Raw genomic sequence first — 22,305 nt, forward strand, 5'->3', positions numbered from 1 at the left:
TCCTCAGGCCGGTACGGACGATTGAGCGTGATGATTGCGCCGATGCGCCGCTTCACCGGACTGGCCTTCGCCGTGCATCTCCGCCAGGCGGGTGATGAACTCGTCGACGAAGACCCGCATGTCGGCGCTGACTTCCTTGTTGCGGGTGATCAGGCGGTTGTAGCCAAACAGCGCAGGGATCGCGACGAACAGGCCCATGGCAGTGGCGAGCAATGCCGCGGCCATGCCCGGGGCAATGGCGTTGATGTTCACGTCACCGGCCATGGCCGTGCCGAGGAACACCACCATGATCCCCAGCACGGTGCCGAGCAGGCCGATGTAAGGGCCGCCGGCGATGGCGTTGGACAGGGTCGAGAGCTTCGAGCTGAGCTGCTGGTTTTCCCGGGTACGTACGCCGTCCATGGAACAGCGGATCGCTTCGATGGTTGCCGCCGACACCGACGAAGTGTCGGCGCCCTGCTCGCGACGGGTGCGGATTTCCTTGACGGCCACCAGGTACAGGCGCCACAGCGACGAATGTTGCAGGCGCTGGGCGAGGCTCTGGTCGTCGGCGAACATTTCCAGGCGTGTGCCGATCTGGGCGAACTGTTCGCGGAAGGCCTCGTTGGCCGCGCTGAGACGGCTGACCATGCGGTTCTTGCGGATCATGATGATCCACGACTGGAACATCATCAGCACCAGCACCCCGATGATCACCCAGGCGTCCATCGGCACGGCGTTGAGCAAGAAGCCCAGGCTGCCGAAACCAAAGCCGGATTGTTCCTCGTCGACACCGTAGGCCACCAGTTTCGACTCGGCGCCCTGGGCATTGGCGTCGGCCAACAACTGCGGCGCCGGACGGGCGACCTTGGACAGCCGCGCTTCGTCCATGGCCCCGCTGAATGGCGCAAAGGCCCCCGCAGAAACGTCAGCCCCCAAGGCCATCGGCGAATTGAACGCCGGCATCGCCACGGCGAGACTCGCGGTTTCACGCCCGTTGACGTACAGCACGACCCGGTCGCCCGAGGCGGTCAACGCCAGGTGCTGCCATTGGCCGGGGTTCAGCGGCTGGGTCGAGACCGCACGCTGGTCATCGATCGCGACGAACGGCACCCCCTGGTTCACACCAACCAACAGGCTGGTAGCAGCTTCGCGACGGGCCAGTATGACTTGCTCGCCACTGGCCTGGTCCTGGCGCAGCCAGGTACTGAAGGTGAACGCCGCACCGGCACTGTGTTGCAACGAAGGGCTGGCCGGCAACAACAGCGGCTGGCCGTTGAACTGCAAGGCCCGCCCGATCACGCCGTCGATGCTGACACCGGTCGCGCCCTGGGCATTGTTGCCGTAGGCCGTGGTGTCCCGGGGCGGTACGCCGGTGGCGCCGTCGAAGTGGTACAGCGCGGTGTAGTCCGGGTCGAAGGTCAACTGGCCGCTGCCCGTGGCCGGCGCCTTCTGGTTGCCGTAATACATCCACACGTCCTGACGCTGGCCGCCCTCCACGCTCGGCACGTCGACCCAGATCAGCGCCATGCCCATCAGCGGGTCGAAGCTTTCGATCTGGTGATTGAGCACGGTCTTGTCGTCGGCACTGACGAAACGCAGGTCCGAGCCGTCGTCCTTGACGCCGTCGAAGGTGAAGTTGCCGGTGTGCAGGCGCACCAGCAGCGCGGTGCGGCCCAAGGCCTGGGCGATGGCGGCGCCCTGGGGCGTGGTGTCCACCGAAATCTGTTTGCGGTAGTGCCAGTCGTCCTGCCACCAGGCGTTTGCGGTCGCCGGAAGCACCAGCCCCAGGCAGATAAACAGGGATAACAATAAGCGTTGCATGGACATGACTCCTGGGTTCAAAACGTCGCTTGCAGGTTGAAGTGCAGGCGCGATTCCTGTTTCGAGGTGTTCGGCCCTTCGAGCAGCGGATAGCCCCAGTCGAGGCTGCCGGATAACCATTTGCTCAGGCTGGCGCGGGTGCCGAGGCCGACGCTGGCGAGGCTGTAGTCGGCCTCCTGGTCGGGCAGTTCGTCGCGCAGGTACAACTGCGCACCTTCGGCGAAGGCATAGAAGCGCCACTCCTGGACATAACTGCCGAGAAACTTGGCCAGGGACGGGGTGCGCAGCTCCTCGGACAGCAGGTAGCCGTCATCACCGGTGCGCTCGGCGGCCAGGTAGCCACGCACCGAGGTGGCGCCACCGGCAGAGAATTGTTCGTTGGAAACCAGCGGCCCAGAGGCGAGTTGGAAGGCGGCCTTGGAGGCGGTCTGCCAATCATTGGCGAAGGTGAAGGTGTAATTGCCGTCGCCCTTGAGCACGGCGAAGCTGGGGCTGGCGCGATAGCGCTTGTAGTCGAATTCTTCGTCGGAGCTGCCATAGCCCAGCAGGCTGCGGGTACCCGCCACCAGGCTCAGGCCGAGGCCCAACTGGCTGGTGTCGGTGTAGCGAAAGCCGTTGTAGGCGAAGGTGAACGGCGCGTACTTGAGCGGTGCCTTGTCGCTGGCGCCGCCGAGGTTGAGCTCCTCCTCGAAATCCTTGAAATCCACCCCGACCGAAAAACTGTTGGCCCATGCCCCACTGGACGGCAGGCTGTAGATTGCCGACACCCCGTAGGAATGACCTTTACCCAACACGTTGCTGCCGCCGACGGTGGCCACGTTGCTGTCGGATTGATAACCCGAGAACTGCACACTCCAGCGTTCGCTCAGCGGCGCGGTATAGGAGCCCGACCAGACCTTGGCGTTTTCGGTGTCCTGGGGCGCGGTGAAGAAGGTCAACGAAACGCTGTGGCCCAGTTGCCAGAGGTTGTTGTAGCCCAGGCTGGCGACCGTGCGCAGCTTTTCGGTGTCGGCACTGTAGTCGTTGTTCAACCCCAGGCTGGCTTGCCAGGGGTCCTGGTCTTCGACCTGCAAATCCACGTCCATCGTCCCGGGGCGCTGGCCTTCACGCACCAGCGGCATGACCTGGCGCCCCGGGGTTTTGTTCAACAGCGCCAGCTCTGCCTGGACCTGGGCGAAATCGGGCACCTCGCCTTCCTTCAGCGCCGGCACGTCATCACGGATTTCGACGGGGGAATAATGCTTGGCCCCCACCACCCGAACCCGGCCGATCTTGGTCTCGCTGACTTGCAGGTAGACGATACCGTCTTCGACTTTCTGCTCTGGCAACTCGACGAACACCGATTGATAACCGCGGGCCTGATAGGCCTTTTGCAAGGCCTCCCGGGCGCCTTCGATGTCGCTCAAGGCCTTTTGCGGGCCGAGAAACGGGTACACCGCTTCCTCGATGGCCCGGGCATCGAGCACGGTGTTGCCACGCACGAAATACTCGTTCACGTCCACCAGGCGCGCCGGCGCCGCTTCGACCTCCTGCCCTCCTTCTGCGGCGAATGCCGACGGCCCCCCGACCGCCAGCAGCAACCAGCCCCACAGCGCCGGCCGCGATTTGAAGAAATGCTCCACACCACCCCCTGAATTCAAAGTACGGCTCAATTGCTTGCGGTCGATGTCGTGGCGTGCCGGGCCAGCCAGGTGTGCAGCAGCGCGAAGTTCAAGGAGAACTCCGGCATTTGCAGCAAGGCGCCACAGAACACTTCACCGATGATTTTCTGGATGAGCCGCACCGCCCGCGCGTCGCCCAGCAGCGTGGCGAGGTCTTTGCTCAGGACGTTGAAGCTCCAGACCTTCTGGTTCAGGTCCAGGCCGACGAACCAGCGGAACAGCAGGTTGTAATTGAGTTGTTCGTAGAGTTGCTGCTCGCTGGGCACCGAATAGAGCAGTTGCAGCAGGAGGATATGCATGGCGGTTTGCGGTGCGATCAGCATCTGGGCACCGGCATTGAGACCCTGCAGCACATCGCGATGGTCATCCAGCAGGTCGTCGATCTGCGGACGCAGCAAGACCAGTGAATGGCCTTGCGGAATGTAGCTGGACACTTCCTTGAGCGCGCCCTGCCAGTCATCCTGGGAAACGATCCAGACCCACGGCGCGCCGTAGCGATACACCGAGACCGGCTGCTTGCGCGCCGCCTCGACGATCTTCGACAGCCGCTGGTCAAGCTCCTGCATGCCCACTTTCGAATAACGTTCCATAGTCCCCATCGCCTCACTCCCGGCTTCGCGCCCCGGTTCCAAAACGACCTTGCAGGCCCCCTCGAACACGTCACACAGGCATGACGGGAATGGCGATGTGCTACCGAACTTTTGTCATGAAAGCTTCATTTGGAGGGACCAGCGAGATGCCCAGACTTGGGGCGACTGGTGGATTTTTTGTGGGGGCGGGTTTGTTCGCGATGGCGGTGGGTCAGTTGGCGGTGATGTTGGACGGGCTGCCGCCATCGCGAGCAAGCTCGACTCCCACAGGGGTTCTCGGGTGTTCACCGACTCGATGTTCACCACAAATACCCTGTGGGAGCGAGCTTGCTCGCGATGGGGCCTTCAGCTTCGGCATGCCTCTATTGGTGTTGTACCTGCACCATCGAGCTCACCTGCACCCTCGCCTGCATCTGTTCCGCCCCGCCACCGCGGCGCATGCCGCGTACCGGGCAGGCGTCGAGGTAATCCAGGCCGACCGCCAGTTTCAAGTGGCGGTCTGGAAGGGTCAGGCGGTTGGTCACGTCGAAGCTGTACCAGCCATCATCCAGCCAGGCTTCCGCCCAGGCGTGGCTCGCCAGGTGGCTTTCATCTTCGGTGCACAAATAGCCGGAAACATAGCGCGCAGGAATGCCCAGGCTACGGGCGCAGGCCAGGAATGCGTGGGTATGGTCCTGGCACACCCCCGTCCCACCGGCAAACGCCTCGGCGGCCGTGCTGTTGACCGCCGTCGTGCCGGGGCTGTAGGGCATCCGCGCCGCCAAACCATTCATCAGGTCGGTCAAGGCCGAACGATCGCGCCGGCCAGCACATTGCTCGACGGCGAAGGCGCTGAGGGTTTCATCCGCCTGGGTCAGGCGACTGGTGCGCAAAAAAGGCAGCGGCGACTGGTTGTCCGGTTCCATCGCGATGGACTGATGGATCTCCACCTCGCCATAAGCCGTCAGTACCAAGGCACCGTGGGGCTCGTCCATGGTCATCACATGCAAGATGTTGCCATAGGGATCAAGCTGGCTGCGCACCAGTCGCGGCAGTTCCAGGTGCCATTCCAGGATGCGCTGGCGCTGAGTGTCCCGGGGCGTCAGGCGCAGGAACTGGATGCTGGTGCAGACTTCATCGGCGTAGCTGTAGGTGGTGTCGTGGCGTATGGACAGTTTCATACGACCTCCAGGTAAGACTCATGGACGGTCTGGCCCAAGTGGCGGATCTGCCCAATCAAGTCGGTCAACCATTGATGCAGGCCCGACGCCAGGATCTCATCGATCCCCGAATAACGCAGGCGCGCATTCAGCTCGGCGGCCAGGCGCTGCGCTGGCCGGCCATTGTTGCCCGGCAAGCTGGCGAGAATGTGGTCCAGCTCCTCGATGCAGGCATGCAGCGAGCGCGGGACGTCGGCCCGCAGCAGCAACATCTCGGAAACCTGCTCGGCATTGGGCGCATTGCGGTAGATCTCGTTGAACGCCTCGAACGAAGACAACGCGCGCAACAAGGCACTCCACTGGTAATAACCACGGGCCGAGTTGTCGCTGACCTCCTCCGATTCCTCGCCGAACATTTCATAGCGGGCGTCCAGCAGGCGCAGCGTGTTGTCGGCCCGTTCGATAAAGGTGCCCAGGCGAATGAAGCAGTAGGCATCGTTGCGCATGATGGTGCCCGACGTCGCGCCACGGAACAGGTGCGAGCGCTCCTTGACCCATTCGCAGAAATGGCTGATGCCGTAGCGTCCCAGGCCGTTGCTGGCGATGTTGCGCATTTCCAGCCAGGTGGCGTTGATGTTCTCCCACATGTCGGCGGTGATGCGCCCGCGCACGGCATGGGCATTGGTTCGCGCGGCCCGCAGGCAGCTGTAGATACTGCCGGGGTTGGTTTCATCCAGCGCGAAGAAATGCAGCATGCGCTCGGTGTTGAGCGCGTCATAACGGGCGTTGTAGTCGTCCAGCGTACCGGCGGCCAACAGCGACATCGCCAGTTCGGCATGGCCATCGCTGCGCCCTGCCTGGGGCATCAGCGACAGCGAATAGCTGACTTCGAGCATGCGCGCCAGGTTCTCGGCGCGCTCCAGGTAGCGGGACATCCAATAGAGGTCCGAAGCAGTTCTTGAAAGCATGTCTTAGTCCTCCACTACCCAAGTGTCTTTGGTGCCGCCGCCCTGGGACGAGTTCACCACCAGCGAGCCTTCGCGCAGCGCCACGCGGGTCAGCCCGCCGGGCACCAGGCGCGTTTCCTTGCCCGACAGCACGAACGGACGCAGGTCGATGTGGCGCGGCGCAATGCCGCTCTCGACAAAGGTCGGGCACGTGGACAGGCTCAAGGTCGGCTGGGCGATATAGGCTTCGGGACGGGCCTTGAGACGTGCGCGGAAATCCTCGATTTCCGCGGCAGTGGCCGCTGGCCCGACCAGCATGCCGTAGCCGCCGGAGCCCTGGGTTTCCTTGACCACCAGATCCGGCAGGTTGGCCAGCACATGGGACAGGTCCTGAGGCTTGCGACACTGCCAGGTGGGCACGTTCTTCAGGATCGGTTCTTCGGTGAGGTAGAAGCGGATCATCTCGTCGACGTAAGGGTAGATCGACTTGTCATCGGCCACGCCCGTGCCGACCGCGTTCGCCAGCACCACATTGCCCGCGCGGTACACGGCGATCAGCCCGGGCACGCCCAACATCGAATCGGGGTTGAACGACAGCGGGTCGAGGTAGGCATCGTCAAGGCGACGATAAATCACGTCCACCTGCCGTGGGCCGGCGGTGGTGCGCATGTACACGTGGTCGTCACGCACGAACAGGTCAGCGCCCTCCACCAGCTCCACGCCCATTTCACGGGCCAGGAACGCGTGCTCGAAATAGGCACTGTTGAAGCGCCCCGGGGTCAGCACCACGGCGGTGGGGTTCTCGAGGGGGCTTGAGCTCTTGAGGGTGTCGAGCAGCAGGTTCGGGTAATGATCGATGGGGGCCACGCGCTGGGCGGCGAAGAGCTCGGGGAACAGGCGCATCATCATCTTGCGGTCTTCGAGCATGTAGCTCACGCCGCTGGGCGTGCGCAGGTTGTCCTCCAGCACGTAGTAGCTGCCGTCACCGTCGCGAACCAGGTCGACACCGGCGATATGGGCGTAAATACCCCGGTGCAGGTCCAGGCCCTGCATCGCAATCTGATAACCCTCGTTGGCCAGCACCTGTTCGGCAGGAATGATCCCTTCCTTGAGGATGTGTTGCCCATGGTAGATGTCGGCCAGGAACATGTTCAGGGCCTGGACCCGCTGAATGCAGCCACGCTCGACCATCTGCCATTCGCTGGCCTTGATGCTGCGCGGGATGATGTCGAACGGAATCAATCGCTCGGTGCCCTGCTCGTCCCCGTAGAGGGTGAAGGTGATACCGGCTCGATGGAACAGCAGGTCGGCTTCGCGGCGGCGTTGCTCCAGCAGCTCAAGCGGTGTGTCCGCCAGCCAGCGCGAGAAGGCTTGGTAATGCGGGCGGCAGTCACCCTTGGCGTCATACATTTCATTAAAAAAAGCGTGGGGCATAGCCAACTCCCAGCCGTGTCGCACACGGCATTTCTTATTACGTCGTCATTCCACTCAGTACGGCCTTGCCTTTTTTATGAGCCCTGGTTCTCTGAGTACCTCGTTAGGCAATGGGTCTCTGATCAGGCCTTTGCGTCCGGATGACGTGCGCCCCCCTGTTTATCTACGTATCGAATACCCCTCGCTGGTTCTTTCGTCCTGGAGTCGTAGCAAGGGCTGTGCCTAAGTGCGGTGCATCGAGACAATGCTGGAAAAACTGTCGCATAACGACAAAAAAGCGAAATTTCTTTTCGATTTTGCGACGTAAACCTGTTTGGAGGCTGAAACGTTTATTGCCATTTCCGGCGTCGATGCCACAAACGGGTCGAATCGGTGCAGCCAGGCGGGAAGCCAGCGTCGAATGCCCTGAAAAGGGGAAATTTATACCCACCGCTAAAACGCAGGCCTTGACCCAACGATAGCTGACGCGCCGAACTTCGAAGCAATGAATACTCCGTGGCGAGGGAGCTTGCTCCCGCTGGGCTGCGAAGCGGCCCCTTTCAACACGCGCCACCTCACCCGAAAAGCCGCGTAAACCCATTGCGGCGACTGCGTCGCCGAGCGGGAGCAAGCTCCCTCGCCACAAAGTCCTGTTCAGCTTCAAGCCCTCTATCTACCTGACATGGGTAGCCCAGCCTTCCGTCGCCTCCCTTCGAACAAATCCAACAGCAGCACTTGCACCGACAGTATTATGGTATACCATCATACGCAAAGATCTATTCACCCATCCAGGGAGCAGCTCATGAGTTTCGAAATTCGCAAGATCGTCAGCTATGTCGAAGAAACCTTTATCGAAGGCGGCAAGGCCACCGACAAACCGGTGACCATGGTCGGGTTGGCGGTGGTGATGAAAAACCCTTGGCTGGGTCACGGTTTCGTCGAAGACCTGAAGCCGGAAATTCGTGCCAACTGCTCCGACCTCGGCGCGCTGATGGTCGAGCGTCTGGTGGGCATCATCGGCGGTGCCGAGAAGATTGAAGCCTACGGCAAGGCCGCGGTAGTCGGTGCCGACGGTGAAATCGAGCACGCCTCCGCCGTGATCCACACCCTGCGCTTCGGCAACCATTATCGCGAAGCGGTCAAGGCCAAGAGCTACCTGAGCTTCACCAACAAGCGCGGCGGCCCTGGCACCTCGATTCAGATCCCGATGATGCACAAGGACGACGAAGGCCTGCGTTCGCACTACATCACCTTGGAAATGCAAATTGAAGACGCCCCGCGCGCCGACGAAATCGTCGTGGTGCTGGGCTGCGCCGATGGCGGCCGCCTGCACCCGCGCATCGGCAACCGCTACATCGATCTGGAAGAACTGGCCGCCGAGAATGCACAGTAATCCAGCCTCGGTAACCACAATAAAAAAGGCATGCAGGAGCGCTCCATGATTCGGCTCACCGCTGAACTCACCCCGGCCGGCACCAGCTACCTGGCAACCGGCCAAGGCCAACCCGTGGTCTTGATCCATGGCGTGGGCCTGAACAAAGAAATGTGGGGCGGCCAGGTCGTTGGCCTGGCCACGCAATACCGTGTGATTGCCTACGACATGCTCGGCCATGGTGCCAGCCCGCGCCCGCAAAGCGGCACCGCGCTGCTGGGCTACGCCGACCAGTTGCTGGAGTTGCTCGACCATTTGCAACTGCCCCAGGCGACGGTGATCGGTTTTTCCATGGGCGGGCTGGTAGCCCGTGCGTTTGCCTTGCATTACCCACAACGCCTGCAAGGCCTGGTGGTGCTCAACAGTGTGTTCAACCGCAGCGCCGAACAGCGCGCCGGGGTCATCGCCCGCACGGCCCAGGCCGCCGAGCATGGGCCGGACGCCAATGCCGAGGCCGCGTTGTCGCGCTGGTTCAGCCGTGAATACCAGGCAGCCAACCCGGCGCAGATTGCCGCACTGCGCCAGACCCTGGCGCAGAATGATCCCCAGGGTTACCTGACCACCTATGAACTGTTCGCCACCCAGGACATGTACCGCGCCGATGACCTGGGCAACATCCAGGTGCCGACACTGATCGCCACTGGCGAACTGGACCCCGGCTCGACACCGGAAATGGCCCGGCAACTGGCTGAGCGAATTCCCGGCGCCACGGTTGCCGTACTCGCCGAGCAGCGGCATATGATGCCGGTAGAGTCGCCGCGCCTGGTCAACCAGTTGTTGCTGGAATTTCTCGACACAGCAAACGCCCGACAAAACCAAATAAAGGGGATCGTTGCATGACACTCGCACGTTTTTCGATGTGCATCGGCGGTGAATGGGTCGATGCCCTCTCCGGCAAGACCTTCGAAAGCCTGAACCCGGCCCTCGCCCAACCCTGGGCCGAGTTGCCCGATGCCGACGAGGCCGACGTCGAGCGTGCCGTCCAGGCGGCACAGAGCGCTTTCGACAGCCCGGCCTGGCGCGGTCTGACCGCCACCGCACGCGGCAAGTTGCTGCGTCGCCTCGGTGACCTGATCGCCGAGAACAAAGAACAACTGGCCCAGTTGGAAAGCCGCGACAACGGCAAGTTGATCCGTGAAACCCGTGGCCAGGTCGGCTACCTGCCGGAGTTCTTCCACTACACCGCAGGCCTGGCCGACAAGCTCGAAGGCGGCACCCTGCCGCTGGACAAGCCCGACCTGTTTGCCTACACCGTGCATGAAGCCATGGGCGTGGTCGCGGCGATCATTCCCTGGAACAGCCCGCTGTACCTGACCGCGATCAAGCTCGCCCCAGCACTGGCGGCCGGCAACACCATCGTGATCAAACCGTCCGAGCACGCTTCGGCCACCATTCTTGAGCTGGCTCGCCTCGCCCTGGAAGCCGGCATTCCGCCGGGCGTGGTCAACGTCGTCACCGGTTACGGCCCCAGCACTGGCGCCGCCCTCACCCGCCATCCGCTGGTGCGCAAGATCGCCTTTACCGGCGGCGCGGCCACGGCCCGCCATGTGGTGCGCAGCAGCGCCGAGAACTTCGCCAAGCTGTCGCTGGAACTGGGCGGCAAGTCGCCAAACATTATCTTTGCCGACGCCGACCTGGACAGTGCGATCAACGGGGCAATTGCCGGGATTTATGCGGCATCCGGCCAGAGCTGCGTGTCCGGCTCACGCCTGCTGGTGCAGGACGAAATCTACGATGAGTTCGTCTCGCGCCTGGTCGAACGGGCCCAGCGCATCCGCATCGGCAACCCGCAGGAAGACGCCAGCGAAATGGGCCCCATGGCCACCGCGCAGCAACTGGCCGTGGTCGAAGGCCTGGTGGCCGACGCCATCGCCGAAGGCGCGCGCCTGCGCACTGGCGGCAAGCGTCCAGAGAATCTGGGGGATGGCTGGTTCTATGAGCCGACCCTGTTCGAATGCGACCGCAACTCGATGAAGATCATGCAGGAAGAAGTTTTCGGCCCGGTGGCCTCGGTGATTCGGTTCAAAGACGAAGCCGAAGCCCTGGCGATCGCCAACGACTCGCAATTCGGCCTTGCCGCCGGCATCTGGACCCGCGACCTGGGTCGCGCCCATCGCCTGGCCCGGGATGTGCGCTCGGGCATCATCTGGGTCAACACCTACCGTGCAGTGTCGGCCATGGCGCCCATCGGTGGTTTCAAGAACAGTGGCTATGGACGCGAAAGCGGCATCGATTCGGTGCTGGCCTATACCGAACTGAAAACGGTGTGGATCAACCTGTCCCAGGCGCCTATGCCTGATCCGTTCGTGATGCGCTAGGAGTCCTGAGAAATGATCGAACCCGGCATCTACAAAGAAGTCATGAGCTCCTTCCCGTCCGGCGTCACGGTGGTCACCACCCTGGACCCGGACGGCAATATCGTCGGCATCACCGCCAGCGCCTTCAGCGCGCTGTCGATCGACCCGGCACTGGTGCTGTTCTGCCCCAACTACGCCTCTGACACCTACCCGATCCTGCGCGACAGCAAGCAGTTCGCAATCCACTTGCTGTCCGCCGACCAGACCGCCGAAGCCTATGCCTTTGCCGGCAAAGGCAAGGACAAGGCCAAGGGCATCGACTGGCACCTGAGCGACCTGGGCAATCCATTGCTAAGCAAGGCCACGGCGATCATCGAATGCGAACTGTGGCGCGAATACGACGGTGGCGATCACGCGATCATCGTCGGCGCGGTGAAAAACCTGATCCTGCCTGAACAGCCGGTAACACCGATGATTTACCACAAAGGCAAGCTGGGCCCGTTGCCCGCGCTGGCCTGATGACCGTACACATCCCCACAGGTTCATCACTTTTCCAGGAAGTCCGCATGAGCAACGAAAAGTACGAACAAGGCCTGAAGATCCGCACCCAGGTGCTGGGCCAGGACTACGTCAACCGCTCCATCGAGAACGCCGACGATTTCACTCGGCCACTGCAGGAGATGGTCACCGAATATTGCTGGGGCCATGTCTGGGGTCGCGAGGGCTTGTCGCTCAAGGAGCGCAGCATGATCAACCTGGCAATGATCTCGGCGCTCAATCGCCCGCACGAACTCAAGCTGCATGTGCGCGGCGCCTTGCGTAACGGCCTGAGTCGTGAGCAAATACGCGAAATTCTGCTTCAAGTCGGTATCTATTGCGGTGTTCCCGCTGCCGTGGACAGTTTCCGGCTTGCCCGTGAAGCCTTCGCCGAAGCCGATGCCGAGGCCTCCAGTCAACCCTCGGCTGTTTGATCTGAACGTGCACGGATGTTGCCCGTTTGGCATGGACAGCCATATTACAGAGCGGACCCCATGAAACGCCTGCCACTCGACGACAGCTTCAAGGTCAATCGCAACCCCGTTACCCTGCGCGAGATCGTGCTGGATAAACTGCGAAGCGCCATCATGAACTTCCAGCTTCTGCCGGGCGATCGCCTGGTCGAACGCGATCTGTGCGATCGCCTGGGCGTGAGCCGCACGTCGGTACGCGAAGCGCTGCGCCACCTGGAATCCGAAGGCCTTGTGGAATTCGCCGATGCCAAAGGACCACGGGTGGCGATCATCACCCTGGCCGATGCCGGCGACATCTATGAATTGCGTTGCGTGCTAGAAGGCTTGATCGTCCAGCTCTTCACCCTGCGGGCCAAGGCCAAGGACATCAAGGCGCTGGAGAAAGCCCTTGAGGAGAACCGCAAGGCCCTCAAGGATGGCGAGCTGCAACAGGTCATCGATTCGGTGCAGGGCTTCTATGACGTCCTGCTCGAAGGCTCCGGCAACCATGTCGCCGCCACCCAGCTGCGCCAGTTGCAGGCGCGTATCAGCTATTTGCGAGCGACCTCGGTGTCCCAGGAAAACCGTCGCGGCAACAGCAACCAGGAAATGGAACGCATGGTCGAGGCGATCAAGAGCGGCGATCCCCTGGCCGCCCACCAGGCCTGCGTCGACCACGTGCGCGCCGCCGCCAAGGTCGCCCTGGAATACCTCAAGCGCAAGCAGGAAGAGACCGGTGAAATCCCCGAGATCATCCCGCCCATCGCCCTCAAAGAACCGCGCATAGGTCGCTAGTCATGTTCAGCCCGAGCTTTTGTCCAAAGTGCGGCGGCAGTGACCTGAATCACCGCCTGCCAGCGGGCGATACCCATGAGCGACTGATGTGTGGCGGCTGCGGCTACATCCACTACGTCAACCCGAAGATCATTGCCGGCTGCATCATCGAGAAGGACGGCAAATACCTGCTGTGCCAGCGCGCCATCCCGCCGCGCCCGGGCACCTGGACACTGCCGGCCGGTTTCATGGAAGGCGGTGAGACCACCGAACAGGCCGCGCTGCGCGAAGTCTGGGAAGAAACCGGCGTACGCGCTGAAATCGTTTCGCCCTACTCGATCTTCAGCGTGCCGAAGATCAGCGAGGTGTACATCATCTTCCGCGCCATCGCGCTGGAGATCACCGGCCAGTTCGGCCCGGAAACCCTCGCCTGCCAGTTCTTCGCCCCCGAAGACATTCCCTGGGACAGCATCTACTACCCGGCCATCCGGCAGATCCTCGAACGTTATATCGAGGAGCGCCAGGCCGGGGTCTATGGCATCTACATGGGCAACGACGACAGCGGCAAGATTCACTTCATCCGCTGACGGGTCTCAGGTCGCCACACCCTCGACAATGATCACCTCGGCCCGGGCCACGCCTTCGCGATGGCGCTTGGCTTCCTGATACTGCGCCGAGTGATAGCAGGCCAGCGCCTGTTCGTAGGAGTCGAATTCGATCACCACGCTGCGTTGCGGCGTGACCCTGCCCTCCATCGCTTCGCTACGCCCTCCCCGAGCCAGCATCCGACCGCCATACAAGGCAAACGCCGCCGGCGCCCGTTGGGTGTATTGGCTGTATTGATCGGGGTCGGTGACATCCACATGAGCAATCCAGTACGCCTTCATAGTGACCTCTTGGTTTGTTTTGTATTATGGTATACCACAACATCATTCCAGCAAGCCCCATCAGAACAAAGAGAGCCCGACATGGCCTTTAACAGCATTCAGGAAATCATCGAAGACTACCGCCTGGGCAAGATGGTGTTGCTGGTGGATGACGAAGATCGGGAAAACGAAGGCGACCTGCTGCTGGCCGCCGACTGTTGCAACGCCCAGGCCATCAGCTTCATGGCTCGCGAAGCGCGCGGGTTGATTTGCCTGACCCTGACCGACGAACACTGCCAGCGCCTGGGCCTTGAGCAGATGGTGCCGAGCAACGGCAGTGTCTTCAGCACTGCGTTTACCGTGTCCATCGAGGCCGCCACAGGCGTGACCACCGGGATTTCCGCCGCCGACCGGGCACGCACTGTCGCCGCCGCCGTGGCCGTCGATGCGGGGCCCAGCGACATCGTGCAGCCGGGGCATATCTTCCCGCTGCGGGCCAAGGAAGGCGGTGTATTGACCCGCGCCGGGCACACCGAAGCCGGTTGCGACCTGGCGCGCCTGGCGGGTTTCACGCCGGCGTCGGTGATCGTCGAAGTGATGAACGATGACGGCACCATGGCCCGCCGGCCGGACCTGGAGATTTTCGCCCGCAAGCACGGGATCAAAATCGGCACCATCGCCGACCTGATCCACTACCGCTTGAGCACCGAGCACACCGTGGTGCGCATTGGTGAGCGGGAACTGCCTACAGTGCATGGCACCTTCCGCTTGTTCACCTTCGAAGACCGCATCGAAGGCGGCGTGCACATGGCGATGGTGATGGGCGACATTCGCCGGGATGAACCGACGCTGGTGCGGGTGCATGTGATCGACCCGCTGCGGGACCTGGTTGGCGCCGAATACAACGGCCCTTCCAATTGGACGCTGTGGGCGGCCCTGCAACGGGTGGCCGAAGAAGGTCGCGGCGTGGTGGTCGTGCTGGCCAACCACGAATCTTCCCAGGCGCTGCTCGAGCGTGTGCCGCAACTGACCCAGCCGCCACGACAATTCAGCCGGTCGCAATCGCGCATCTATTCTGAAGTAGGCACCGGGGCACAGATTCTGCAGGACCTGGGCGTCGGCAAATTGCGCCACCTGGGACCACCGCTCAAGTACGCGGGGTTGACGGGGTATGACTTGGAGGTAGTGGAGAGCATTCCCTTCACCGGATAAACCCTAGGCAACACCCAAATCCCCTGCGGGAGCGAGCTTGCTCGCGATAGCAATGGACCTGCCAACCTAAATGTTGACTGACACACCGCTATCGCGAGCAAGCTCGCTCCCACAGGGTTCGCCCCCGGAATAACAGGGAAAAGTTCGCCCCAGACAGATAGCCGGTACGGCAAAATGCTTGCAGAAAGTTTGGAATACCATAATATGATATTCCATAGACCGAACACTTCAGCCAAGTGCCCCCGAAAGGGAAAGTACAAACAAGAGCCCTTGGCACGGTCGCCTTTAAGGCCAGATGGACCTACTGCTCCCGATAGGCGGGCGACAAAAGCCCGCTCAAAAACACAACAATGAGGGCGTGAAAATGGTGTTGAAGAAAAGTGCAGCCGCAATTCTTTTTGCCGGCCTGCTGAGTGTCACCAGCCAGGCGACGATGGCCGCTGAAAGCGTCAACTTCGTCAGTTGGGGCGGCAGCACCCAGGACGCGCAGAAACAGGCCTGGGCCGACCCGTTCAGCAAGGCCAGCGGCATCACCGTGGTCCAGGATGGCCCCACCGACTACGGCAAGCTCAAGGCCATGGTCGAAAGCGGTAACGTGCAGTGGGACGTGGTCGACGTCGAAGCAGACTTCGCCCTGCGCGCCGCCGCTGAAGGCCTGCTCGAACCCCTCGACTTCTCGGTCATCCAGCGCGACAAGATCGACCCGCGCTTCGTCTCCGATCACGGTGTTGGTTCGTTCTACTTCTCGTTCGTCCTCGGCTACAACGAAGGCAAGCTCGGTTCCGGCAAGCCCCAGGACTGGACCGCCCTGTTCGACACCAAAACTTATCCCGGCAAACGGGCCCTGTACAAATGGCCAAGCCCCGGCGTGCTTGAGCTGGCCCTGCTGGCCGACGGCGTAGCAGCGGACAAGCTCTACCCGCTGGACCTGGACCGCGCCTTCAAGAAACTCGACACCATCAAGAAAGACATCGTCTGGTGGGGCGGCGGCGCCCAGTCCCAGCAATTGCTCGCGTCCGGCGAAGCCAGCATCGGACAATTCTGGAACGGTCGTATCTATGCCTTGCAACAGGACGGCGCGCCCGTCGGCGTAAGCTGGAAGCAGAACCTGGTCATGGCCGACATCCTGGTCATTCCAAAGGGTTCGAAAAACAAGGCCGCGGCCATGAAGTTCCTGGCCAATGCCAGCAGCGCCAAGGGCCAGGCCGACTTTTCCAACCTGACCGCCTATGCCCCGGTCAACGTCGACAGCGTTGCACGCCTGGATTCGGTGCTCGCCCCCAACCTGCCGACCGCCTACGCCAAGGATCAGATCACGCTTGATTTCGCGTACTGGGCCAAGAACGGTCAGGACATCGCGACACGGTGGAACGAATGGCTGGTCAAATAAAAATGTCGGCAACGGCAACCCCTCGCACTGGGAGCGCCATTGGCGCTGCCGGTGCGGTACCGGCCAAGGCGGCGACGCAAACCCCGTCGCTGGCACAGCGCTGGCGCGGGGCCGGCAACCTGCTCCCCGCCCTGCTGTTCCTCGGCCTGTTCTTCCTGGCGCCGCTGATCGGCCTGCTGCTGCGCGGCGTACTGGAGCCCGTGCCCGGGTTGGGCAACTACGAGCAACTGTTCGCCAACTCAGCCTACGCCCGGGTGTTGTTCAACACCTTTTCGGTGGCCGGGCTGGTGACGCTGTTCAGCCTGCTGCTAGGTTTCCCCCTGGCCTGGGCCATCACCCTGGTGCCCCGTGGCTGGGGGCGCTGGATGCTGAATATCGTACTGCTGTCGATGTGGACCAGCCTGCTGGCCCGCACCTACTCCTGGCTGGTGCTGCTGCAAGCCTCCGGGGTGGTGAACAAGGCGTTGATGGCGCTGGGCATCATCGATCAGCCGCTGGAGATGGTGCACAACCTCACCGGCGTGGTGATCGGCATGAGCTACATCATGATCCCGTTCATCGTCCTGCCGCTGCAGGCGACCATGCAGGCCATCGACCCGATGATCCTGCAGGCCGGTTCGATTTGCGGTGCCAGTCCCTGGACCAACTTCTTCCGGGTGTTCCTGCCGCTGTGCCGGCCGGGACTGTTCTCCGGTGGGCTGATGGTGTTCGTGATGTCCCTCGGTTACTACGTGACCCCGGCACTGCTGGGCGGCGCGCAGAACATGATGTTGCCTGAATTCATCATCCAGCAGGTGCAGTCGTTCCTCAATTGGGGCCTGGCCAGCGCCGGCGCCGCCTTGTTGGTGGCGATCACCCTGGTGTTGTTCTACTTCTACCTGAAGCTCCAGCCGGAATCCCCGGTGGGTGCCAGCAACGCGAGGTAAGCCGTCATGCTCCTGACTCCCAATGCCATGAGCCGGCGCATGCGGTTCGGCCTGTATTTCACCACCGGCCTGATCGCGCTGTTCCTGCTGCTGCCGATCGTGTTCATCGTACTGCTGTCGTTCGGTTCGTCCCAATGGCTGGTCTTCCCGCCACCGGGCTGGACGCTCAAATGGTACGGCCAGTTCTTTTCCAACCCCGACTGGATGAACGCGGCACTGACCAGCCTCAAGGTCGCGGTGCTGACCACCGTCTGCGCCGTGGCGCTGGGCCTGCCAACCGCGTTTGCCCTGGTACGTGGACGCTTCCCGGGCCGGGAAATGCTCTACGGCCTGTTCACCCTGCCGATGATCGTGCCACTGGTGATCATCGCCGTGGCGGTGTATGCGCTGTTCCTCAAGCTGGGCTACACCGGGACGATGTTCGCGTTCGTGGTCAGCCACGTCATCGTCGCACTGCCGTTCACCATCATCTCGATCATCAACTCGCTCAAGCTGTTCGACCAGTCCATCGAGGACGCAGCGGTCATCTGCGGCGCCTCACGCCTGCAAGCGGTGTTCAAGGTGACCTTTCCAGCCATTCGTCCAGGCATGGTCGCCGGCGCCCTGTTCGCGTTTCTGGTGTCGTGGGACGAGGTGGTGCTGAGCGTGATGATGGCCAGCCCGACCCTGCAAACCTTGCCCGTCAAGATGTGGACCACCCTGCGCCAGGACCTGACGCCTGTGATCGCCGTCGCTTCGACGCTGCTGATCGGCCTCTCGATCCTGGTAATGGTGATCGCCGCCGCCCTGCGCCGGCGCAATGAAATCAGCGCCTGAGCGCCTAGGAGAACACGATGAGTGCCGTCAAAGACCCCGCACAACAGAACAACAAGACCCTGGTCAGCCTGCGCAACCTGAACAAGCACTACGGCGACTTCGCCGCCGTGGACGACATTTCCCTGGAGATCCAGGACGGCGAATTCCTGACCTTCCTCGGCTCCAGCGGCTCGGGCAAGAGCACCACGCTGTCGATGCTGGCCGGGTTTGAAACCCCCAGCAGCGGCGAGATCCTGGTAGGCGGAAAATCCCTGGTCAATGTACCGCCGCACAAACGCGACATCGGCATGGTGTTCCAGCGCTACTCGTTGTTCCCCCATCTGTCGGTGCGCGACAACATTGCCTTTCCCCTGGCGATTCGCAAACTGGCCAGTGCCGAGCGCGAACGTCGGGTCGACGCCATGCTCAAACTGGTGCAACTGGGAGAGTTCGCCCATCGCCGCCCTTCGCAACTGTCCGGCGGCCAGCAGCAGCGCGTGGCGATTGCCCGGGCGCTGGTCTATGAACCGCGCATTCTGCTCATGGATGAACCGCTCGGGGCCCTGGACAAAAAGCTCCGGGAAGACTTGCAGGATGAACTGCGCCAATTGCATCGACGCCTGGGCATCACCATCGTCTACGTCACCCATGACCAGGAAGAAGCCATGCGCCTGTCCCAGCGCATCGCCATTTTCAGCCACGGCAAGATCGTCGGCCTGGGCAGCGGCTATGACCTCTACCAGAATCCGCCGAACGCGTTCGTGGCCTCGTTCCTGGGCAACTCCAACTTCCTCAAGCTCAAGGCCCAGGGCAACGCGGTGGCGACCTTCGAAGGCCAGTCGCTGTCGATTCGCCTGACCGTCGGCCTGCAAACGGACCAGGACGTGCTGCTGATGGTGCGCCCGGAAAAAGCCCTCGCCTTGAGCGTCGAACAAGCCGCCCAGGAACCCTTGGCAGCCGGTTGGAATGAGGTCTCGGCCAAGGTCGTCGAAGTGCTGTTCCTGGGTGAAAGCCAGACCTGCAGCGTAGTGACGTCCGGCGGCACGGCCATGACGGTCAAGGCGCTGTCCGCCGCCGGCATGCCACTCAAGGCCGGCGACCCGGTGCGTGTGCGCTGGGCCACCGCCGACGCCTGCGTCTACACCCAATGGGCCGAGAGCGACCTGAACAAGGCCGCAGGTGCCCACTGATGAACATTGCGCGCCCACAACCGACAAAACCCGAGGATCGTCCGATGATCGATGCCAGCGTCTACAAAAAAGTCATGGGCTCGTTCCCGTCCGGCGTGACCGTGATCACCACCCTCGATGACGACGGCCAGGTCGTCGGCCTTACCGCCAGTGCCTTCAGCTCATTGTCGATGGAACCTGCCCTGGTGCTGTTCTGCCCCAACTACAGCTCCGACTCCTATCCGGTGCTGATCAAGAACAAGCGCTTCGCCATCCACCTGCTCTCCGGCGGCCAACAGAACGAAGCCTATGCCTTCGCCCGCAAAGGCAAGGACAAGGCCCAGGGCATCGAATGGACCTTGAGCGAACTGGGTAATCCGCTGCTGAGCAACGCCACGGCCATCATCGAATGCGAACTGTGGCGCGAATACGAAGGCGGCGACCACGCCATCATGGTCGGCGCCGTGAAGAACCTGATCGTCCCGCAGCACACATCGGGGCCGCTGGTTTATTGCCACGGCAAGATGGGCGCCCTGCCCGTCCTCGCCTGAACCGATCGTCAACTACAAGAGATAGCGCCATGAAATTTTCCCTGTTCGTACACATGGAGCGCTGGGACGAAAGCGTCAGCCATCGCCAGTTGTTCGAAGACCTGAGCGAGCTGACCCTGTTGGCCGAGGCCGGCGGTTTCAGCACCGTGTGGATCGGCGAACACCACGCCATGGAATACACCATCTCGCCAAGCCCGATGCCACTGCTGGCGTACCTGGCCGGTAAGACCACCACCATCCACCTGGGTGCCGGTACCATCATCGCGCCGTTCTGGCACCCGCTGCGGGTGGCCGGCGAATGCGCGCTGCTGGACGTGATCAGCAATGGCCGCATGGAAGTCGGCCTGGCCCGGGGCGCCTACCAGGTGGAGTTCGACCGCATGGCCGGCGGCATGCCGGCTTCCTCCGGCGGCCAGGCCCTGCGGGAAATGGTCCCGGTGGTCCGCGCCCTGTGGCAAGGCGACTACGCCCATGATGGCGAGATATGGAAATTCCCCACTTCCACCTGCGTGCCCAAGCCAATCCGCAAGCCTCACCCGCCGATGTGGATCGCCGCCCGCGACCCGGACTCCCACAACTTCGCCGTCGCCAACGGCTGCAACGTGATGGTCACGCCGTTGATGAAGGGCGATGAGGAAGTCCTGGACCTGAAGAACAAGTTCCAAGCCGCCCTGGACAACAACCCCGACGTGCCGCGCCCGCAATTGATGGTGCTGCGCCACACCCACGTGCATGCGGTGGATGATCTCGAAGGCTGGAAGGTCGGCGCCCAGGCGATCTCGAAGTTCTATCGCACCTTCGATGCCTGGTTCGGCAACAAGCAAGTGCCGGTCAACGGTTTCCTGGCGCCAAGCCCGGAAGAAAAGTTCGCCGAGCGCCCGGAGTTCCAACTGGAGAACATCCGCAAGAACACCATGATCGGCACCCCGCAGGAAATCATCGAGCGGATCAAGTACTACCAGGAACTGGGGGTGGATGAGTTCAGCTTCTGGTGCGACAACAGCCTGCCCCATGCCGAAAAGAAAAAATCCCTGGAGCTGTTCATCCAGCAGGTGGTGCCGGCGTTTCGGTGATCCGTTCCATCGCCATCGCGAGCAGGCTCGCTCCCACAATGGGACCTGCGGTATATGCCCCCCTTTGTGGGAGCGAGCCTGCTCGCGATGGCCATCAAACTGAAACATATGTGTCAAATGTGACAATTGACCCCACTACCCCGCCGCAGCTCCGCAAAGCGCTATTAACGGCTCGTAAAGCCACATAACGTACCGCGCAAACGGATCGACTCTGATTAAGGATGATGCGCGTGGGGGTTTATCGGTTGCTGCTGGCCATGCTCGTGGCGGTTTCTCATATGGGCGTGACGTTCATGGGGTTTAACCCCGGTGTCGTTGCCGTGGTGTCCTTTCTGATCATCAGCGGTTTCGTAATGACCTCGCTGATCGAGAGGACCTACAACACCCCGGGCCAAATCGGCCTGTTCTACGTGGATCGACTGCTGAGGTTGTACCCACAGTTCCTTGTGTACTTCGTCATGGCCTGCGCGGTGATCCATTTCCTTCTGCCGGGAACGCCCCAGGCAACCGCCCTGACCCTCGAAAACATCGTCACCAGCCTGCCAATCGTACCGTTGGGCTTCTACATGTTCGGCATCACCGTGCCCGAGATCCTGCCACCCGCCTGGTCCCTGGGCCTGGAAATGTGCTTTTACCTGCTGATCCCGTTCCTGATCCTCTACAAGACACGGGGAATCGCCTTTGCGCTGTCCGTGACGGTGTTCTTGGGCGCTTCGCTGGGCTACCTCGACACCGACATCTACGGCTACCGGCTACTGCCGGGTGTGCTGTTCATTTTCCTCTGCGGCAGCTACCTGTATCGGGCCCAGGCCAAGGGGCTGTGGATCGCGTTCGTTACCGTGCTCATTGCAGCATTGATGTTTCTCGCCATTGTCGTGGGAATCATTCCGCGCCGGCCGTTCAACGCCGAAGTGACCCTGGGCATTGCCCTGGGCCTGCCGGCGGTGTTTGTGCTCAGCAGGCTGAAGCATCACCGACTGGATGAGTTCCTGGGCAATATCAGCTACGGCGTGTTCCTCAACCACTTTGTGGTGATTTACGTGTTGCGGGCCTTCTGGCCGGTGGAGTACAGCGTCTCGATCATCACGGCAGTGCTGGTGCTGTCGTTCGCGTTGAGTGGCATTTCGTACTACGGGGTCGAGCGACCGGCGCTGAAGCTTCGTCATGCTCTCAGGGCGGGCGTTAAATACGGCGCCACGCAGACTCCCGTTGGCAGCACGGCAGCTTAGCCGCTGACTGCCTGCCGTACAAAAAAAAGCCCGGAACGCAGGTCCCGGG

The 22,305-nt window shown here is 62.1% G+C and carries 22 protein-coding genes; 15 read left to right on the forward strand and 7 right to left on the reverse strand.

Annotated elements, in window-relative coordinates; genetic code table 11:
• Positions 1-3: 3 nt before the first annotated feature.
• From Q7F16_RS04190 to Q7F16_RS04215, 6 genes are all read right to left on the reverse strand, one after another.
• Entirely contained in the window at positions 4-1,803 is a 1,800-nt protein-coding gene (locus Q7F16_RS04190; RefSeq protein ID WP_046065774.1) for a DUF2341 domain-containing protein, read from the reverse strand.
• A 17-nt stretch (positions 1,804-1,820) separates the two neighbouring features.
• Positions 1,821-3,383, reverse strand: coding sequence for a ShlB/FhaC/HecB family hemolysin secretion/activation protein (locus Q7F16_RS04195; RefSeq protein WP_409557386.1), 1,563 nt, complete (start codon positions 3,381-3,383; stop codon positions 1,821-1,823).
• A gap of 68 nt (positions 3,384-3,451) precedes the next feature.
• Entirely contained in the window at positions 3,452-4,054 is a 603-nt protein-coding gene (locus tag Q7F16_RS04200; RefSeq protein WP_014338096.1) for a transposase, read from the reverse strand.
• Positions 4,055-4,416: 362 nt separating this feature from the next.
• Complete coding sequence (locus tag Q7F16_RS04205; protein ID WP_014338095.1) at positions 4,417-5,214, reverse strand: transglutaminase family protein; 798 nt, start codon at positions 5,212-5,214, stop codon at positions 4,417-4,419.
• Complete coding sequence (locus Q7F16_RS04210; RefSeq protein ID WP_003201699.1) at positions 5,211-6,161, reverse strand: alpha-E domain-containing protein; 951 nt, start codon at positions 6,159-6,161, stop codon at positions 5,211-5,213. The genes Q7F16_RS04205 and Q7F16_RS04210 overlap by 4 nt, the downstream gene beginning before the upstream one ends.
• Positions 6,162-6,164: 3 nt before the next feature.
• On the reverse strand, positions 6,165-7,574 hold the full coding sequence (locus tag Q7F16_RS04215; protein ID WP_014338094.1) for a circularly permuted type 2 ATP-grasp protein: 1,410 nt from the start codon (positions 7,572-7,574) through the stop codon (positions 6,165-6,167).
• A 781-nt stretch (positions 7,575-8,355) separates the two neighbouring features.
• Here Q7F16_RS04215 and Q7F16_RS04220 point away from each other — a divergent pair.
• Genes Q7F16_RS04220 through Q7F16_RS04250 form a run of 7 tightly spaced genes read left to right on the forward strand, consistent with a single transcriptional unit; the run spans position 8,356 to position 13,632 of the window.
• Positions 8,356-8,946, forward strand: coding sequence for an amino acid synthesis family protein (locus Q7F16_RS04220; RefSeq protein WP_046065772.1), 591 nt, complete (start codon positions 8,356-8,358; stop codon positions 8,944-8,946).
• 45 nt (positions 8,947-8,991) lie between these two features.
• Positions 8,992-9,825, forward strand: coding sequence for an alpha/beta fold hydrolase (locus tag Q7F16_RS04225; protein WP_003201690.1), 834 nt, complete (start codon positions 8,992-8,994; stop codon positions 9,823-9,825).
• Positions 9,822-11,303 (forward strand): aldehyde dehydrogenase, encoded by a 1,482-nt coding sequence (locus tag Q7F16_RS04230; RefSeq protein WP_046065771.1) that lies wholly within the window; start codon positions 9,822-9,824, stop codon positions 11,301-11,303. The genes Q7F16_RS04225 and Q7F16_RS04230 overlap by 4 nt, the downstream gene beginning before the upstream one ends.
• Before the next feature lie 12 nt (positions 11,304-11,315).
• On the forward strand, positions 11,316-11,801 hold the full coding sequence (locus Q7F16_RS04235; protein ID WP_014338078.1) for a flavin reductase family protein: 486 nt from the start codon (positions 11,316-11,318) through the stop codon (positions 11,799-11,801).
• Between the two features lie 47 nt (positions 11,802-11,848).
• Positions 11,849-12,253, forward strand: coding sequence for a carboxymuconolactone decarboxylase family protein (locus Q7F16_RS04240; RefSeq protein WP_014338077.1), 405 nt, complete (start codon positions 11,849-11,851; stop codon positions 12,251-12,253).
• 60 nt (positions 12,254-12,313) lie between these two features.
• The gene (locus tag Q7F16_RS04245) at positions 12,314-13,066 is read left to right on the forward strand and encodes a GntR family transcriptional regulator (protein WP_014338076.1); all 753 of its coding nucleotides are present in this window, start codon (positions 12,314-12,316) and stop codon (positions 13,064-13,066) included.
• Positions 13,067-13,068: 2 nt separating this feature from the next.
• A complete protein-coding gene (locus tag Q7F16_RS04250; protein ID WP_409557385.1) occupies positions 13,069-13,632 on the forward strand; it encodes an NUDIX hydrolase in 564 nt (187 codons plus the stop codon).
• Positions 13,633-13,638: 6 nt separating this feature from the next.
• Here the strand turns inward: Q7F16_RS04250 and Q7F16_RS04255 are convergent, their stop codons facing one another.
• A complete protein-coding gene (locus Q7F16_RS04255) occupies positions 13,639-13,932 on the reverse strand; it encodes a DUF1330 domain-containing protein (protein ID WP_409557384.1) in 294 nt (97 codons plus the stop codon).
• Positions 13,933-14,013: 81 nt separating this feature from the next.
• Here Q7F16_RS04255 and ribBA point away from each other — a divergent pair, with 81 nt between their 5' ends.
• The 8 genes from ribBA (at position 14,014) to Q7F16_RS04295 (ending at position 22,256) form a co-directional block, all read left to right on the forward strand.
• On the forward strand, positions 14,014-15,123 hold the full coding sequence (gene ribBA / locus Q7F16_RS04260) for a bifunctional 3,4-dihydroxy-2-butanone-4-phosphate synthase/GTP cyclohydrolase II (RefSeq protein ID WP_014338073.1): 1,110 nt from the start codon (positions 14,014-14,016) through the stop codon (positions 15,121-15,123).
• Between the two features lie 364 nt (positions 15,124-15,487).
• Positions 15,488-16,513: an ABC transporter substrate-binding protein gene (locus tag Q7F16_RS04265; RefSeq protein WP_013693317.1), complete on the forward strand. Its 1,026-nt coding sequence runs from the start codon at positions 15,488-15,490 to the stop codon at positions 16,511-16,513.
• Positions 16,498-17,439, forward strand: a complete 942-nt coding sequence (locus Q7F16_RS04270) for an ABC transporter permease (protein WP_176167036.1) — start codon at positions 16,498-16,500, stop codon at positions 17,437-17,439. The genes Q7F16_RS04265 and Q7F16_RS04270 overlap by 16 nt, the downstream gene beginning before the upstream one ends.
• Before the next feature lie 6 nt (positions 17,440-17,445).
• Entirely contained in the window at positions 17,446-18,255 is an 810-nt protein-coding gene (locus Q7F16_RS04275) for an ABC transporter permease (protein WP_014338071.1), read from the forward strand.
• A gap of 17 nt (positions 18,256-18,272) precedes the next feature.
• Entirely contained in the window at positions 18,273-19,424 is a 1,152-nt protein-coding gene (locus tag Q7F16_RS04280; protein ID WP_409557383.1) for an ABC transporter ATP-binding protein, read from the forward strand.
• Positions 19,425-19,468: 44 nt separating this feature from the next.
• Positions 19,469-19,954 carry a flavin reductase family protein gene (locus tag Q7F16_RS04285; protein WP_046065788.1) on the forward strand — a complete coding sequence of 162 codons (486 nt, stop codon included), beginning with the start codon at positions 19,469-19,471 and terminating at the stop codon, positions 19,952-19,954.
• Positions 19,955-19,983: 29 nt separating this feature from the next.
• Entirely contained in the window at positions 19,984-21,027 is a 1,044-nt protein-coding gene (locus Q7F16_RS04290; protein ID WP_409557382.1) for an LLM class flavin-dependent oxidoreductase, read from the forward strand.
• A gap of 221 nt (positions 21,028-21,248) precedes the next feature.
• Positions 21,249-22,256, forward strand: coding sequence for an acyltransferase family protein (locus Q7F16_RS04295; RefSeq protein WP_200899385.1), 1,008 nt, complete (start codon positions 21,249-21,251; stop codon positions 22,254-22,256).
• The last annotated feature ends 49 nt before the right edge of the window (positions 22,257-22,305 follow it).

Source organism: Pseudomonas sp. Lb2C2 (assembly GCF_052112205.1).
GTDB lineage: Bacteria > Pseudomonadota > Gammaproteobacteria > Pseudomonadales > Pseudomonadaceae > Aquipseudomonas > Aquipseudomonas kilonensis.